At 57.2% G+C, this 13627-nt stretch carries 15 protein-coding genes; 10 read left to right on the plus strand and 5 right to left on the minus strand.

Annotation, left to right across the window (positions count from 1 at the left end):
* Positions 1-7: 7 nt before the first annotated feature.
* From arsC to IM314_RS03640, 4 genes are all read right to left on the minus strand, one after another.
* A complete protein-coding gene (gene arsC / locus IM314_RS03625; RefSeq protein WP_041910680.1) occupies positions 8-439 on the minus strand; it encodes a glutaredoxin-dependent arsenate reductase in 432 nt (143 codons plus the stop codon).
* Positions 440-451: 12 nt separating this feature from the next.
* Complete coding sequence (locus tag IM314_RS03630; RefSeq protein ID WP_193359212.1) at positions 452-1741, minus strand: arsenic transporter; 1290 nt, start codon at positions 1739-1741, stop codon at positions 452-454.
* A gap of 40 nt (positions 1742-1781) precedes the next feature.
* Positions 1782-2102, minus strand: a complete 321-nt coding sequence (locus tag IM314_RS03635; RefSeq protein WP_193359213.1) for a metalloregulator ArsR/SmtB family transcription factor — start codon at positions 2100-2102, stop codon at positions 1782-1784.
* A gap of 253 nt (positions 2103-2355) precedes the next feature.
* A complete protein-coding gene (locus IM314_RS03640) occupies positions 2356-4041 on the minus strand; it encodes an aspartate:alanine antiporter (protein WP_014169303.1) in 1686 nt (561 codons plus the stop codon).
* A gap of 279 nt (positions 4042-4320) precedes the next feature.
* Here IM314_RS03640 and IM314_RS03645 point away from each other — a divergent pair, with 279 nt between their 5' ends.
* On the plus strand, positions 4321-4689 hold the full coding sequence (locus IM314_RS03645) for an inner membrane protein YbjM (protein ID WP_080339193.1): 369 nt from the start codon (positions 4321-4323) through the stop codon (positions 4687-4689).
* Between the two features lie 30 nt (positions 4690-4719).
* On the opposite strand, the gene IM314_RS03650 is transcribed toward IM314_RS03645, so the two are convergent.
* Positions 4720-4989 (minus strand): GrxA family glutaredoxin, encoded by a 270-nt coding sequence (locus IM314_RS03650; protein ID WP_028012502.1) that lies wholly within the window; start codon positions 4987-4989, stop codon positions 4720-4722.
* 185 nt (positions 4990-5174) lie between these two features.
* On the opposite strand from IM314_RS03650, the gene nfsA reads away from it, so the two are divergent.
* From nfsA to rlmC, 9 genes are all read left to right on the plus strand, one after another.
* A complete protein-coding gene (gene nfsA / locus IM314_RS03655; RefSeq protein ID WP_193359214.1) occupies positions 5175-5897 on the plus strand; it encodes a nitroreductase NfsA in 723 nt (240 codons plus the stop codon).
* A 69-nt stretch (positions 5898-5966) separates the two neighbouring features.
* On the plus strand, positions 5967-6869 hold the full coding sequence (gene rimK / locus IM314_RS03660) for a 30S ribosomal protein S6--L-glutamate ligase (protein ID WP_028012504.1): 903 nt from the start codon (positions 5967-5969) through the stop codon (positions 6867-6869).
* Between the two features lie 63 nt (positions 6870-6932).
* The gene (locus tag IM314_RS03665) at positions 6933-7409 is read left to right on the plus strand and encodes a YbjN domain-containing protein (protein WP_003858385.1); all 477 of its coding nucleotides are present in this window, start codon (positions 6933-6935) and stop codon (positions 7407-7409) included.
* Between the two features lie 350 nt (positions 7410-7759).
* The gene (gene potF / locus IM314_RS03670) at positions 7760-8872 is read left to right on the plus strand and encodes a spermidine/putrescine ABC transporter substrate-binding protein PotF (RefSeq protein WP_028012505.1); all 1113 of its coding nucleotides are present in this window, start codon (positions 7760-7762) and stop codon (positions 8870-8872) included.
* A 103-nt stretch (positions 8873-8975) separates the two neighbouring features.
* A complete protein-coding gene (gene potG / locus IM314_RS03675; RefSeq protein ID WP_045630953.1) occupies positions 8976-10109 on the plus strand; it encodes a putrescine ABC transporter ATP-binding subunit PotG in 1134 nt (377 codons plus the stop codon).
* A gap of 9 nt (positions 10110-10118) precedes the next feature.
* The gene (gene potH / locus IM314_RS03680) at positions 10119-11072 is read left to right on the plus strand and encodes a putrescine ABC transporter permease PotH (protein ID WP_041910674.1); all 954 of its coding nucleotides are present in this window, start codon (positions 10119-10121) and stop codon (positions 11070-11072) included.
* Positions 11069-11914 (plus strand): putrescine ABC transporter permease PotI, encoded by an 846-nt coding sequence (gene potI / locus IM314_RS03685; RefSeq protein WP_028012508.1) that lies wholly within the window; start codon positions 11069-11071, stop codon positions 11912-11914. Before potH ends, potI begins: the two co-directional genes overlap by 4 nt.
* A 65-nt stretch (positions 11915-11979) precedes the next feature.
* The gene (locus tag IM314_RS03690; protein ID WP_028012509.1) at positions 11980-12453 is read left to right on the plus strand and encodes a YbjO family protein; all 474 of its coding nucleotides are present in this window, start codon (positions 11980-11982) and stop codon (positions 12451-12453) included.
* A gap of 40 nt (positions 12454-12493) precedes the next feature.
* Positions 12494-13621 carry a 23S rRNA (uracil(747)-C(5))-methyltransferase RlmC gene (gene rlmC, locus IM314_RS03695; protein ID WP_059354563.1) on the plus strand — a complete coding sequence of 376 codons (1128 nt, stop codon included), beginning with the start codon at positions 12494-12496 and terminating at the stop codon, positions 13619-13621.
* The last annotated feature ends 6 nt before the right edge of the window (positions 13622-13627 follow it).

Below are 13627 nucleotides of genomic sequence, written 5' to 3' on the forward strand. Positions count from 1 at the left end.
GCCTGTTTTACCTGTGTTCGATTTTTTTCCCGCTGGCGTCCACGACGGCTTCGCCATCCTCTTTCGTAAACGCTCCTTTCTGCGCGTCCGGCAGAATGTCGAGGACAACTTCAGACGGGCGGCACAGGCGGGTGCCCAGCGGCGTGACCACAATCGGACGGTTAATCAGGATCGGGTGTTGCAGCATAAAGTCGATAAGCTGGTCGTCGCTGAAGATATCTTCGGCCAGGCCGAGCTGTTCATAGGGCTCCACGTTTTTGCGCAGCAGATCCCGCACCGAAATCCCCATATCGGCAATCAGGGTGGTCAGCTTATCGCGCGACGGCGGGGTTTCCAGATAGAGGATAATCTCCGGCTCCGTGCCGCTGTTGCGGATCATCTCCAGCGTATTGCGCGAGGTGCCGCAGGCTGGGTTGTGGTAAATGGTGATGTGGCTCATATCAGTGGCTCATTACAGTGTGAAGGAGAGACGTAGCGCCAGCGCGGCGAGCGTCAAAAACAGGACCGGCAGCGTCATGATGATGCCCGTCCGGAAATAGTAGCCCCAGGTAATCGTCATGTTTTTCTGCGCCAGCACGTGGAGCCAGAGCAGGGTGGCGAGGCTGCCGATAGGCGTGATTTTCGGCCCCAGATCGCAGCCAATCACATTGGCGTAAATCATCGCGTCCTTGAGCAATCCCGTCGCCGTACTGCCCTCAATGGAGAGCGCGCCAATCAGCACCGTGGGCATATTGTTCATTATGGATGACAGGAACGCGGTGATGAACCCGGTTCCCAGCGTGGTGGCCCACAGTCCGTGTCCGGCCAGGCTATTCAGCACGCCAGTAAGATAATCCGTCAGCCCGGCATTGCGCAGGCCATACACCACCAGATACATCCCGAGCGAGAAAATAACAATTTGCCAGGGTGCGCCGCGCAGCACTTTTCCGGTGTTTATTGCATGTCCCCGTTTTGCAACAGCGAATAAAATCAGCGCGCCGACGGTGGCGATGGCGCTGACCGGAATGCCGAGAGGTTCAAGCACAAAGAAGCCAACGAGCAGAAGCAGTAGCACGATCCAGCCCGTTCTGAACGTCGGGAGATCGTGAATGGCCCGCGCGGGCTCCTGAAGTTTCGCCAGGTCATATTCCGGGGGAATTTCCTTGCGGAAGAAAAGATGCAGCATCACCAGCGTTGCGACAATCGCGGCGATATCAACGGGGATCATCACCGAGGCGTATTCGCTGAACCCCAGCTTAAAGAAGTCTGCCGACACGATGTTGACCAGGTTGGAGACAATCAGCGGCAGGCTGGCCGTATCGGCGATAAAACCTGCCGCCATCACAAACGCCAGCGTGGCCTGCTTGCTGAACCCCAGCGCCAGCAGCATGGCGATGACGATAGGCGTCAGGATCAGCGCCGCGCCGTCATTGGCAAACAGCGCCGCCACGGCCGCACCCAGCAGCACGATATAAGTAAACAGCAATCGCCCGCGACCGTTTCCCCAGCGGGCAACGTGCAGCGCCGCCCACTCGAAAAAGCCGGACTCATCCAGCAGCAGGCTGATAATGATGACGGCGATAAACGTCGCCGTGGCGTTCCAGACGATATTCCAGACCACAGGTATATCGTTAATGTGAATTACCCCGCTGGCCAGCGCCAGCACGGCGCCAATGGTCGCGCTCCAGCCGATACTGAGCCCTTTGGGCTGCCAGATGACCAGTACCAGCGTAACCAGAAAAATTGCCCCTGCCAGAAACATCGCTTACTCCGTTATATCTGTTTTTGTGAATGTGTTGTGATCAGCACGAGCCTGAGAGTCGGTTTTTCAGCTTCATGCGCGTCTCTTCCCGCCGGCAGTTCCAGCTGGTGTCGATAACGGCTGCCGCCCACGCGGGCATGTTGGGAGAGAGACGGTAATGGACCCACTTACCCTCGCGGCGGTCGATAACCAGCCCGGACTCGCGCAGCAAGGCCATGTGGCGGGAGACTTTCGGCTGCGGTTCGCTGGTGGCGGAGCAGAGATCGCAGACACACAGCTCGCCCGCTTCACGGAGCAGCATGACGATGGCGAGTCGCGTTTCGTCGGAGAGGATTTTGAAGAGCTGGAGCGGGTGGATCATGGGTGTTCCTGAGGGTAGATTAAATCATATTCGTTTAATCATATATGTTTTGATGGGAAGAGAGAAGGTCAGATTACAGGAAGGGGAATTTCAGGCAACAAAAAACCCATCAACCTTGAACCAAAACGGCGGGGTTGATGGGCTCCACAAATTGGGGACATCAAAGAAAAGCAGTGGCACTAGTTATGACTGCCCCCTGCTAAAAAAGTTCTGCGCGTTACAAAAATTTTTTCATTACGCGCAAACTTAGGAGTTATCCGAGTCCCGGCCAGATGATGATAATCAGCGTACCCGCCAGCGTCAGCAGCACGTTAGCGATAGCATAGGTGCCCGCATACCCCAGCGCAGGGATGTTGCTGCGCGCGGTATCGCTGATGATTTCCATAGCAGGCGCACAGGTACGCGCCCCCATCATTGCCCCGAACAGCAGGGCGCGGTTCATACGCAGCACGTAGGCGCCGAACAGGAAGCAGATCACCACCGGCACCAGGCTGACGATAAGGCCGGAAACCAGCATCTGCCAGCCGACGGCGCCCAGGCTGTGGCCGATGCCGCTGCCCGCGCTCAGGCCGACGCCCGCCATAAACACCATCAGACCGAACTCTTTCACCATGTTCAGCGCGCCCTGCGGAATGTAGCCGAAGGTCGGATGGTTGGCTCGCAGGAAGCCCAGCATGATCCCGGCGAACAGCAGACCGGCAGCGTTACCGATGCCGAAGCTGAAGTTGCTGAACTGGAAGGTAATCATCCCGATCATCAGGCCAACGATGAAGAAGGCGCAGAAGGCCAGCAGGTCGGTGACCTGGCTGTGAATGGAGATAAAGCCGATGCGGTCGGCAACGGTTTTTACGCGTCGCGCGTCGCCGCTGACCTGCAGCACGTCGCCTTTGTTGAGCACGACGTTATCGTCGATGGGCATCTCAATCTGGCTGCGGATCACCCGGTTGAGGAAGCAGCCGTGGTCGGTCAGCTTCAGCTGCGCCAGGCGGCGGCCCACGGCGTTATGGTTTTTCACCACGATCTCTTCGGTGACGATGCGCATGTCGAGCAGGTCGCGGTCGAACACCTCTTTGCCGTTACGGAAGCTCGGGTCGAGACGGGCGTGGGCGTCCGGGTAACCCACCAGCGCGATGTCGTCGCCCATCTGCAGCACCGCGTCGCCGTCCGGGTTCGCCAGAATGCCGTTGCGGCGGATACGTTCGATGTAGCAGCCGGTCTGGCGGTAAATCCCCAGTTCGCGAAGATTTTTGCCGTCTGCCCATGCCACCAGCTCCGGCCCGACGCGGTAGGCGCGGATAACCGGGAGATAGACTTTACGTTTGGAGTCGGTATCCAGACCGCGCTCGCGGGCGATTTGCTGGGCGCTGGTCTGCAGATCCTGGTGCTGCAGTTTTGGCAGGTAGCGTGCGCCAACGATCAGGCTCACCAGACCAATCAGATAGGTCAGGGCGTAGCCCAGGCTCAGATGGTCGAGGGCGGTAGAGAGCTGCGCGCCCGCCATGCCGGAATGCCGCAGGGTATCACCGGCGCCCACGAGCACGGGGGTGGAGGTCATGGAGCCGGCCAGCATACCGGCCGTAAGCCCGATATCCCAGCCAAACAGTTTGCCCAGTCCTAACGCGATCAGCAGCGCGCTGCCGACCATCACCAGCGCCAGCATCAGATAATTTTTGCCGTCGCGGAAGAAAATTGAAAAAAAGTTAGGTCCCGCTTCTACGCCAACGCAAAAAATAAACAGCATAAAACCTAAGTTCAGCGCGTCCGTGTTAATGCTGAAGTGCTGCTGGCCTAATAATAAGGAGACGACTAAAACGCCAATGGAATTACCGAGTTGAACCGAGCCCAGGCGCAATTTACCCAGGCAAAGACCCAGCGCCAGTACCACAAATAATAACAGGATGTAATTCCCATTTAACAAGTCTGCGACGTTTATATTCACGGAGGCTAACTTCTTGTTTACCAGTAAGTTGTTGAATGAAAGGACTTTTTGGGCTACTGTTTTCTGGATCAGGGAAAAGCGCTAACGCTCCCTGTTTCCTGCTTTATTCCCTAAAACATTAGCTGGCGTGTAGTTTAATCGCATTAGCTACTGACAGCTACTGATTATCGCATCACCCTGTGCGTACTTTGGCATGGATTGCCGCACTGCTTTATCTGACTGGGCGTCTACCCGACGAATGTGTATTTGATAGAGATAAGTCAGGAGGATAGTTTGAATATGAAACGAAACTGGGCGGGGGTGATCAGCTGTTTTTTGCTGTTCACGGTCGTGTGCATGTCGCTCGCATTTAATGTAAAGGGCGCGTTCAGGGCGTCCGGGCATCCTGAGCTGGGGTTGCTCTTCTTCACGTTGCCGGGGGCTGCCGCCAGTTTTCTCTCCCGTCAAGGGGAGGTGGTGAAGCCGCTGCTGGGCGCCATGCTCGCTGCACCGCTGTGTCTGCTGATGATGCGCCTGATGTATATTTCAACGCGGAGTTTCTGGCAGGAGCTGGCGTGGTTGCTGAGCGGCGTATTCTGGTGCGCGCTTGGCGCGCTGTGCTACCTGTTTGTGCGCAGCCTGGTTCAGCACCGACGGCACCGCAAATAAAAACGCCCTCAGGGTGAGGGCGTCTCTTCATTACTGCTCGGCAAACAGGCCCAGATGCTCTTTGGCGTAGGCCTCAAAGTCGGTGCAACCGCCGATGTGTTTCTGATCGAGGAAGATCTGCGGCACGGTTTCAACCGGCTTACCGACGGTTTTTTCCAGGTCGGCCTTGGTGATGCCTTCCGCGTGGATGTCCACATAGCGGAAGTTGAAGTCATCGCGCTCTTCGGTCAGTTTCTCAGCCAGCTCTTTCGCGCGCACACAGTAAGGGCACCCTGGACGACCAAAAATTACTGCAAACATTTCTCTCTCCTCAAAAAACAAGCCTGACGGCGAATGACACGTATAGTGCCCCATAACCCGCCGTCATTAAAGAAGGTTTCGCCTGTCGTTATAATACCTATGAGCTATGTTTCGCCAATTACACCGCGCACATCATTGCCTATACTGGCTGCCATACGTATTAAGCAAGACTAAAGAGAGACAAGATGACGCCAACCATAGACCTGCTCCAGTCCCACCGCTCCATTCGCCACTTTACCGATGAGCCGATTACCGAGGCGCAGCGTAATGCGATTATCGACAGCGCAAGAGCCACCTCCAGCTCCAGCTTTTTGCAGTGCAGCTCGATTATCCGCATTACCGATAAAGCCATGCGTGAACAGCTGGTGACGCTCACCGGCGGGCAGAAGCATGTGGCTCAGGCAGCCGAGTTCTGGGTGTTCTGCGCCGACTTTAACCGCCACCTGCAGATCTGCCCTGAGGCGGAACTTGGGCTGGCCGAACAGCTGCTGCTGGGCGTGGTGGATACCGCGCTGATGGCGCAAAACGCCTTTACGGCCGCGGAATCGCTGGGGTTAGGGGGTGTCTATATCGGCGGGCTGCGTAACAACATTCAAAGCGTGACCGACCTGCTGAAGCTGCCAAAACACGTGCTGCCGCTGTTTGGCCTCTGCCTCGGCTGGCCGGCGGACAACCCGGATCTCAAGCCGCGCATTCCTGCCGCGATGCTGGTGCATGAAAACCATTACCAGCCGGTCGATCAGTATGTCCTGAATCAATACGACGAAGAGCTGGCGAACTACTACATGACGCGCGGCAGCAATAACCGTCGCGACACCTGGACGGATCATATTCGCCGCACCATCATCAAAGAAAACCGCCCGTTTATTCTTGAGTATCTGCACAAGCAGGGCTGGGCAACGCGATAGTCCATTCCTCCTGCGCCTGCCTGCGTATATGATATGCAGGCTTTTTCCATGTCTTCAGAGAGGTGCAGGGTGAAAATTGCCATATTGTCCCGGGACGGAACGCTCTATTCATGTAAGCGCCTGCGAGAAGCGGCGGCGAAACGCGGGCATCAGGTTGAGATCCTCGACCCGATGTCCTGCTATATGAACATCGACCCCGCCGCCTCGTCGATTCACTACAAAGGCCGCAAGCTGCCGCACTTTGATGCGGTGATCCCCCGCATCGGCTCCCAGATTACCTACTACGGCACGGCCGCGCTGCGCCAGTTCGAGATGCTGGGCAGCTATCCGCTCAACGAATCCGTCGCCATTTCCCGCGCCCGCGACAAGCTGCGCTCCCTGCAGCTGCTCGCCCGACAGGGGATCGATCTTCCCGTCACGGGCATTGCCCATTCACCGGACGACACCAGCGATCTCATCGATATGGTGGGCGGCGCGCCTTTAGTGATCAAGCTGGTGGAAGGCACGCAGGGCATTGGCGTGGTGTTAGCGGAAACGCGTCAGGCGGCGGAGAGCGTGATCGACGCCTTTCGCGGGCTGAATGCGCACATTCTGGTGCAGGAGTACATTGAAGAGGCGAAAGGGCGCGACATTCGCTGTTTCGTGGTGGGGAACGAGGTCGTGGCGGCCATCGAGCGCCAGGCCAAAGAGGGCGACTTCCGCTCTAACCTTCACCGCGGCGGCGTAGCGCGGGTAGCCGATATTAGCGAACGCGAACGGGAAATAGCCGTGAAAGCGGCGCAAACCCTGGGGCTGGACGTAGCGGGCGTGGACCTTCTTCGGGCGACGCGCGGGCCGCTGGTGATGGAGGTGAACGCCTCCCCGGGGCTGGAAGGTGTGGAAAAAACCACAGGGGTCGATATTGCAGGTAAAATGATCTCATGGATCGAGCGTCATGCCACGCCGGGTTACTGTCTGAAAACGGGCGGTTAAATGGATTACCGGGCGCTTTTTGAGTACCCTATGCGAAGTTTTTACTAAAGAGGCTGCACAGCGATGGATTTACAGGTCGTACCTACACTGGATACGTTACGTCAATGGCTTGATGATGCCGGGATCACCTTCTTCGAATGTGATTCCTGCCAGGCGCTGCATCTGCCTCATATGCAGAATTTCGACGGCATTTTCGATGCCAAAATCGATCTGATTAACGACGTGATCCTTTTTTCCGCGCTAGCCGAAGTGAAGCCTTCTGCGCTGCTGGCGCTGGCCTCCGATCTCTCGGCTATCAACGCCAGTTCTTTGACGGTGAAAGCATTTCTCGATATACAGGACGATAATCTGCCAAAACTGGTCGTTTGCCAGTCTTTATTCTCCGGGGCGGGGCTGTCGTTCAAGCAGTTCGCCTGGTTTATGCGCCTGAGCGAAGAGCAAATTTCCATGGTTATGATGGAAGCCAATGCACATCATCTGCTGTATAGCGCGGAAGACGATGCTGAGAATAATGATGCATCTCCCAATTTTCTTCACTAAGCCTGTCTGACTTTTGCGCAGTCGCTGCCATAGCGGCTGCAGAAGGCCATTTTTTCTGCTGCCTTTAACCTTTCTTTAAAGAATTTTTCACCTCCCTCAAGGCCATTTCGGCTTATCACGTAGACTTAACCTGCATAAAAAATTGATAAAAGGCGTTTTTTCGTCTGGGCTATAGCCGGAGACACGGGCTACAGTTATTCTTGCGATGCTTAAAAAAGCGAGCGGATCCTGCCGGGTAAAGAGGTTTCTTTTTATTTTGAGCAGAGCGACAAACTATGCATGATTTTTGCATATATCCAGATTGCACAGTTTAGTTCGTTTGTTAACGAGCTTTCAGAAGGAATAACACTATGATCGCCTTGAATAAAAAATGGTTATCGGGTCTGGTTGCGGGTGCTCTGATGGCCGTCTCTGCCGGCACGCTCGCTGCGGAACAAAAAACGCTGCACGTATACAACTGGTCTGACTATATTGCGCCGGACACGGTCGCTAATTTTGAAAAAGAGACCGGCATTAAAGTGGTCTATGACGTTTTCGATTCCAACGAAGTGCTGGAAGGAAAGCTGATGGCAGGCAGCACCGGTTTTGACCTGGTCGTACCTTCCGCAAGCTTCCTGGAACGTCAGCTGACGGCGGGCGTCTTCCAGCCGCTGGACAAGAGCAAGTTATCTAACTGGAAAAACCTCGATCCGGAAGTGCTGAAGCTGGTGGCGAAGCACGACCCGGACAACAAATACGCCATGCCTTACCTGTGGGCGACCACCGGTATCGGCTACAACGTGGATAAAGTCAAAGCCGCGCTGGGCCCGGACGTTAAGCTGGACAGCTGGGACGTGGTGCTGAAGCCGGAAAATCTTGAGAAGCTGAAAAGCTGCGGCGTCTCCTTCCTCGATGCGCCGGAAGAGATCTTCGCCACCGTGCTGAACTACCTGGGCAAAGACCCGAACAGCAATAAAGCCGATGATTACACCGGCCCGGCGACCGATCTGCTGTTGAAGCTGCGTCCAAACATTCGTTACTTCCACTCGTCCCAGTACATCAACGACCTGGCGAACGGCGACATCTGCGTGGCGATCGGCTGGGCAGGGGACGTGTGGCAGGCGGCGAACCGCGCGAAAGAGGCGAAAAACGGTGTGAATGTGTCCTACTTCATTCCGAAAGAGGGGGCGCTGGCCTTCTTTGACGTCTTCGCCATGCCGGCTGACGCGAAAAACAAAGAGGAAGCCTACCAGTTCCTGAATTACCTGATGCGTCCTGAGGTGATCGCCCACATCAGCGACCACGTTTACTACGCCAACGGTAACAAGGCCTCCGTGCCGCTGGTGAGCGAAGCGATCCGCAGTAATCCGGCAATCTATCCGCCAGCGGACGTGTTCGCCAAGCTGTTCACCCTGAAGGTTCAGGATCCAAAAATTGACCGCGTACGTACCCGCGCGTGGACCAAGGTGAAGAGCGGTAAATAATTTACCGTGAGTCGTAGGCCGGGCAAGCGTTAGCGCCCCCGGCAACAGGCGCACCGTTCTGGTGCGCCTGCACCATGATTTGATCTCTACCGGAGAGCACCCCGTGAATGACGCGATCCCCCGCCCGCAGGCGAAAGTCCGTAAAGCGCTGACCCCGCTTCTTGAAATTCGTAACCTCACCAAATCTTTCGATGGCCAGCATGCCGTGGACGACGTCAGCCTGACTATCTATAAAGGCGAAATATTCGCGCTACTGGGCGCATCGGGCTGCGGTAAATCGACCCTGCTGCGTATGCTGGCCGGTTTTGAACAGCCCACCGCCGGGCAAATCATGCTCGATGGTGTGGATCTCTCCAGCGTGCCGCCGTATCAGCGCCCGATTAATATGATGTTCCAGTCTTACGCGCTGTTTCCGCACATGACGGTGGAGCAAAACATCGCCTTTGGCCTGAAGCAGGACAAGCTGCCGAAAGCCGAAATCACCGCGCGCGTGGCCGAAATGCTGAGCCTGGTGCATATGCAGGAGTTCGCGAAGCGGAAGCCGCACCAGCTTTCCGGCGGTCAGCGTCAGCGCGTGGCGCTGGCGAGAAGCCTGGCGAAACGCCCGAAACTGCTGCTGCTCGACGAGCCGATGGGCGCCCTGGACAAAAAGCTGCGCGACCGTATGCAGCTCGAAGTGGTCGATATCCTCGAGCGCGTGGGGGTGACCTGCGTGATGGTCACCCATGACCAGGAAGAGGCCATGACCATGGCCGGGCGTATCGCGATCATGAACCGCGGGAAGTTCGTGCAGATTGGCGAGCCGGAAGAGATTTACGAGCATCCGACCACCCGCTACAGCGCGGAGTTCATCGGATCGGTCAACGTTTTTGAAGGGCTGCTGAAGGATCGTCAGGAGGATGGTCTGGTCATCGAATCACCGGGGCTGCAGCATCCGCTTAAGGTCGATCCTGACAGCTCGGTGGTGGATAACGTGCCGGTCTACGTGGCGCTGCGCCCGGAGAAGATCATGCTCTGTGACGATCCGCCTGCCGATGGCTATAACTTTGCCGTCGGGGAAGTGGTGCACATTGCCTATCTGGGCGATCTCTCCATTTACCACGTGCGCCTGAAAAGCGGACAGATGCTCAGCGCGCAGCTACAGAACGAACATCGCTACCGCAAGGGGCAGCCGACCTGGGGCGACGAAGTGCGCCTGTGCTGGGACGCGGACAGTTGCGTCGTGCTGACGGTATAAGGAGCGATCATGAGCACACTTGAACCTCCAGCCCGCGTCAAAAAACCGGGCGGCTTTGCCCACTGGCTGACGCGCCTTAAGATGAACCACGGGCGCAAGCTGGTAATCGCCATGCCTTACGTGTGGCTGATCCTGCTGTTCCTGCTGCCGTTCCTGATCGTCTTTAAGATCAGCCTGGCGGAGATGGCGCGGGCGATCCCGCCGTATACCGATCTGTGGGAGTGGGCCGACGGGCAGCTGACGCTGACGCTGAATCTGGGCAACTTCCTCCAGCTCACCGAGGATCCGCTCTATTTCGAAGCCTATCTGCAGTCTCTGCAGGTGGCGGCGATCTCGACGCTCTGCTGTCTGGTGATGGGCTACCCGCTGGCGTGGGCCGTGGCGCACAGCAAGCCGTCAACGCGCAACATCCTGCTGCTGCTGGTGATCCTGCCGTCGTGGACATCGTTTCTGATACGCGTTTACGCGTGGATGGGGATCCTGAAAAACAACGGGGTGCTGAATAATTTTCTGATGTGGCTTGGGGTTATCGATCAGCCGCTGACCATCCTGCACACCAACCTTGCGGTCTATATCGGCATTGTCTATGCCTATCTGCCGTTTATGGTGCTGCCGATTTACACCGCCCTGACGCGGATTGACTACTCGCTGGTGGAAGCCTCGCTCGATCTCGGCGCGCGTCCGCTGAAGACCTTCTTCAGCGTGATTGTCCCGCTGACCAAAGGCGGAATCATTGCCGGGTCGATGCTGGTGTTTATTCCGGCGGTCGGGGAGTTTGTGATCCCGGAACTGCTCGGCGGGCCGGACAGCATCATGATTGGCCGCGTGCTGTGGCAGGAGTTCTTCAATAACCGCGACTGGCCGGTGGCGTCGGCGGTGGCGATTATCATGCTCCTTCTGCTGATCGTCCCGATCATGTGGTTCCATAAGCATCAGCAGAAACAGATGGGAGATCGCGGATGAACAACTTACCGGTAGTACGCTCCCCGTGGCGCATTCTGATCCTCGTTATCGGCTTCACCTTCCTGTATGCGCCGATGCTGATGCTGGTGATCTACTCGTTCAACAGTTCCAAACTGGTGACGGTCTGGGCGGGCTGGTCGACGCGCTGGTACAGCGAGCTGTTCCACGACGACGCAATGATGAGCGCGGTGGGGCTGAGCCTGACCATTGCCGCGCTGGCGGCCACGATGGCCTGCGTTCTGGGCACCATCGCCGCGCTGGTGATGGTGCGCTTCGGGCGTTTTCGCGGCTCAAACGGTTTCGCCTTTATGATCACTGCCCCGCTGGTGATGCCGGACGTCATTACCGGCCTGTCGCTGCTGCTGCTTTTCGTGGCCCTGGCGCACGCCATCGGCTGGCCGGCGGATCGCGGCATGCTCACCATCTGGCTGGCGCACGTCACCTTCTGTACCGCGTATGTGGCGGTGGTGATCTCCTCGCGCCTGCGCGAGCTGGACCGCTCCATTGAAGAGGCGGCGATGGATCTCGGCGCCACGCCGCTAAAGGTCTTTTTCATCATTACCCTGCCGATGATTATGCCGGCGGTGATCTCCGGCTGGCTGCTGGCGTTCACGCTCTCCCTCGACGATCTGGTTATCGCCAGCTTTGTCTCAGGGCCGGGCGCGACGACGCTGCCGATGCTGGTCTTCTCCAGCGTGCGCATGGGGGTGAACCCGGAGATCAATGCTCTGGCCTCTATCATCCTCGGCGTGGTCGGAATTGTCGGATTTATCGCCTGGTATTTGATGGCGCGCGCGGAAAAACAGCGCGTGCGCGATATCCAGCGTGCAAGACGCGGCTGAAGGATTTAATATTTCCGGTGATGTGCCGCGCATGACGCGGCACTGTTTTTCAGGGAAGTAAAACATTGGGATTAGTAAAAAAATCACGTATTACGCACGCCCGTCCTAACGTTCCTGCGCTGGTTCAGGTGGCGGCGCTCGCCATTATTATGATCCGCTGCCTTGACGTGCTGATGATTTTGAATACGCTGGGCGTGCGCGGCATCGGGGAATTCATTCACCGCAGCGTGCAGACGTGGAATCTGACGCTGGTCTTTTTAAGCAGCCTGGTGCTGGTGTTTATCGAGATCTACTGCGCGTTTTCGCTGGTCAAAGGGCGAAACTGGGCGCGCTGGGTCTATCTGCTCACGCAGGTGACCGCCGCCAGCTATCTGTGGGCCGCCTCTCTGGGATATGGCTATCCTGAGCTGTTCAGCATTCCGGGTGAGTCGCGACGTGAGATTTTCCATGCGCTGGTCATGCAAAAACTGCCGGATATGCTGGTGCTCTGCCTGCTTTTCGTTCCGGCGTCCAGTCGACGGTTCTTCCGCCTGCAATAATGTGTATAATCGCAGCCCTCGTTTTCCTTAAGGTTTTCATATGCAGTGCGCACTCTATGACGCCGGACGCTGCCGCTCCTGTCAGTGGATAGAACAGCCGGTCTCTCAACAACTCACCGCCAAAATGGCCGACCTGCAACAGCTGCTGGCAGCACGCGCGGTGGGCGAGTGGTGCGCACCCGTCAGCGGCCCGGAGCAGGGCTTTCGCAACAAAGCCAAAATGGTGGTCAGCGGCAGCGTTGAAAAACCGCTGCTGGGGATGCTACACCGCGACGGCACGCCGGAAGACTTAACCGACTGCCCGCTCTATCCCGCCTCGTTTGAGCCGGTCTTTGCCGCACTGAAACCGTTTATCGCTCGCGCGGGGTTAACGCCTTACAACGTTGCCCGCAGGCGTGGCGAGCTGAAGTACCTTCTCCTGACGGAAAGCCAGATCGACGGCGGCATGATGCTGCGCTTCGTGCTGCGTTCGGAAGCCAAGCTGGAGCAGCTGCGCGCGGCGCTGCCGTGGCTGCAGGAACAGCTTCCTCAGTTAAAGGTGATTACCGCAAACATTCAGCCGGTGCATATGGCGATCATGGAAGGGGAGAAAGAGGTTTTCTTCACCGACCAGCACGCGCTGGCGGAGAGCTTCAACGGCGTACCGCTGTGGATCCGCCCGCAAAGCTTCTTCCAGACCAACCCGACCGTGGCAAGCAGCCTGTACGCCACCGCACGCGACTGGGTGCGCGCGTTAAACATCCATCATATGTGGGACCTGTTCTGCGGCGTGGGCGGTTTTGGCCTGCACTGCGCCACGCCTGAGATGCAGCTCACCGGCATTGAGATCTCCGCCGAAGCGATTGCCTGCGCAAAGCAGTCCGCCGCCGAGTTGGGGTTAACCAATGTGCACTTTCAGGCGCTGGACTCCACGCAGTTCGCGACCGGGCAGGGCAACGTGCCGGAGCTGGTGCTGGTTAATCCGCCGCGTCGTGGGATTGGCAAATCCCTGTGCGACTACCTGAGCCAGATGGCGCCGGAATACATCGTCTATTCAAGCTGTAACGCACAGACCATGGCGAAAGACATCGCTCAACTGCCGGGCTATCGCATTGCACGCGTGCAGCTTTTCGATATGTTCCCGCATACCGCACATTATGAAGTCCTGACGTTGCTCGTGAAATCTTAAACAAAA

Source organism: Enterobacter cloacae complex sp. P42RS (genome assembly GCF_014930595.1).
Lineage (GTDB): Bacteria > Pseudomonadota > Gammaproteobacteria > Enterobacterales > Enterobacteriaceae > Enterobacter > Enterobacter bugandensis.

Coding starts and splice junctions, on each gene's coding strand:
- nfsA (WP_193359214.1), top strand. CDS start 5,175: ATGACGCCAACCATAGACCTGCTCCAGTCCCACCGCTCCATTCGCCAC.
- IM314_RS03665 (WP_003858385.1), top strand. CDS start 6,933: ATGGATTTACAGGTCGTACCTACACTGGATACGTTACGTCAATGGCTT.
- potH (WP_041910674.1), top strand. CDS start 10,119: ATGAGCACACTTGAACCTCCAGCCCGCGTCAAAAAACCGGGCGGCTTT.
- IM314_RS03650 (WP_028012502.1), bottom strand. CDS start 4,989: ATGTTTGCAGTAATTTTTGGTCGTCCAGGGTGCCCTTACTGTGTGCGC.
- potI (WP_028012508.1), top strand. CDS start 11,069: ATGAACAACTTACCGGTAGTACGCTCCCCGTGGCGCATTCTGATCCTC.
- arsC (WP_041910680.1), bottom strand. CDS start 439: ATGAGCCACATCACCATTTACCACAACCCAGCCTGCGGCACCTCGCGC.
- rlmC (WP_059354563.1), top strand. CDS start 12,494: ATGCAGTGCGCACTCTATGACGCCGGACGCTGCCGCTCCTGTCAGTGG.
- IM314_RS03645 (WP_080339193.1), top strand. CDS start 4,321: ATGAAACGAAACTGGGCGGGGGTGATCAGCTGTTTTTTGCTGTTCACG.
- IM314_RS03630 (WP_193359212.1), bottom strand. CDS start 1,741: ATGTTTCTGGCAGGGGCAATTTTTCTGGTTACGCTGGTACTGGTCATC.
- potF (WP_028012505.1), top strand. CDS start 7,760: ATGATCGCCTTGAATAAAAAATGGTTATCGGGTCTGGTTGCGGGTGCT.
- IM314_RS03635 (WP_193359213.1), bottom strand. CDS start 2,102: ATGATCCACCCGCTCCAGCTCTTCAAAATCCTCTCCGACGAAACGCGA.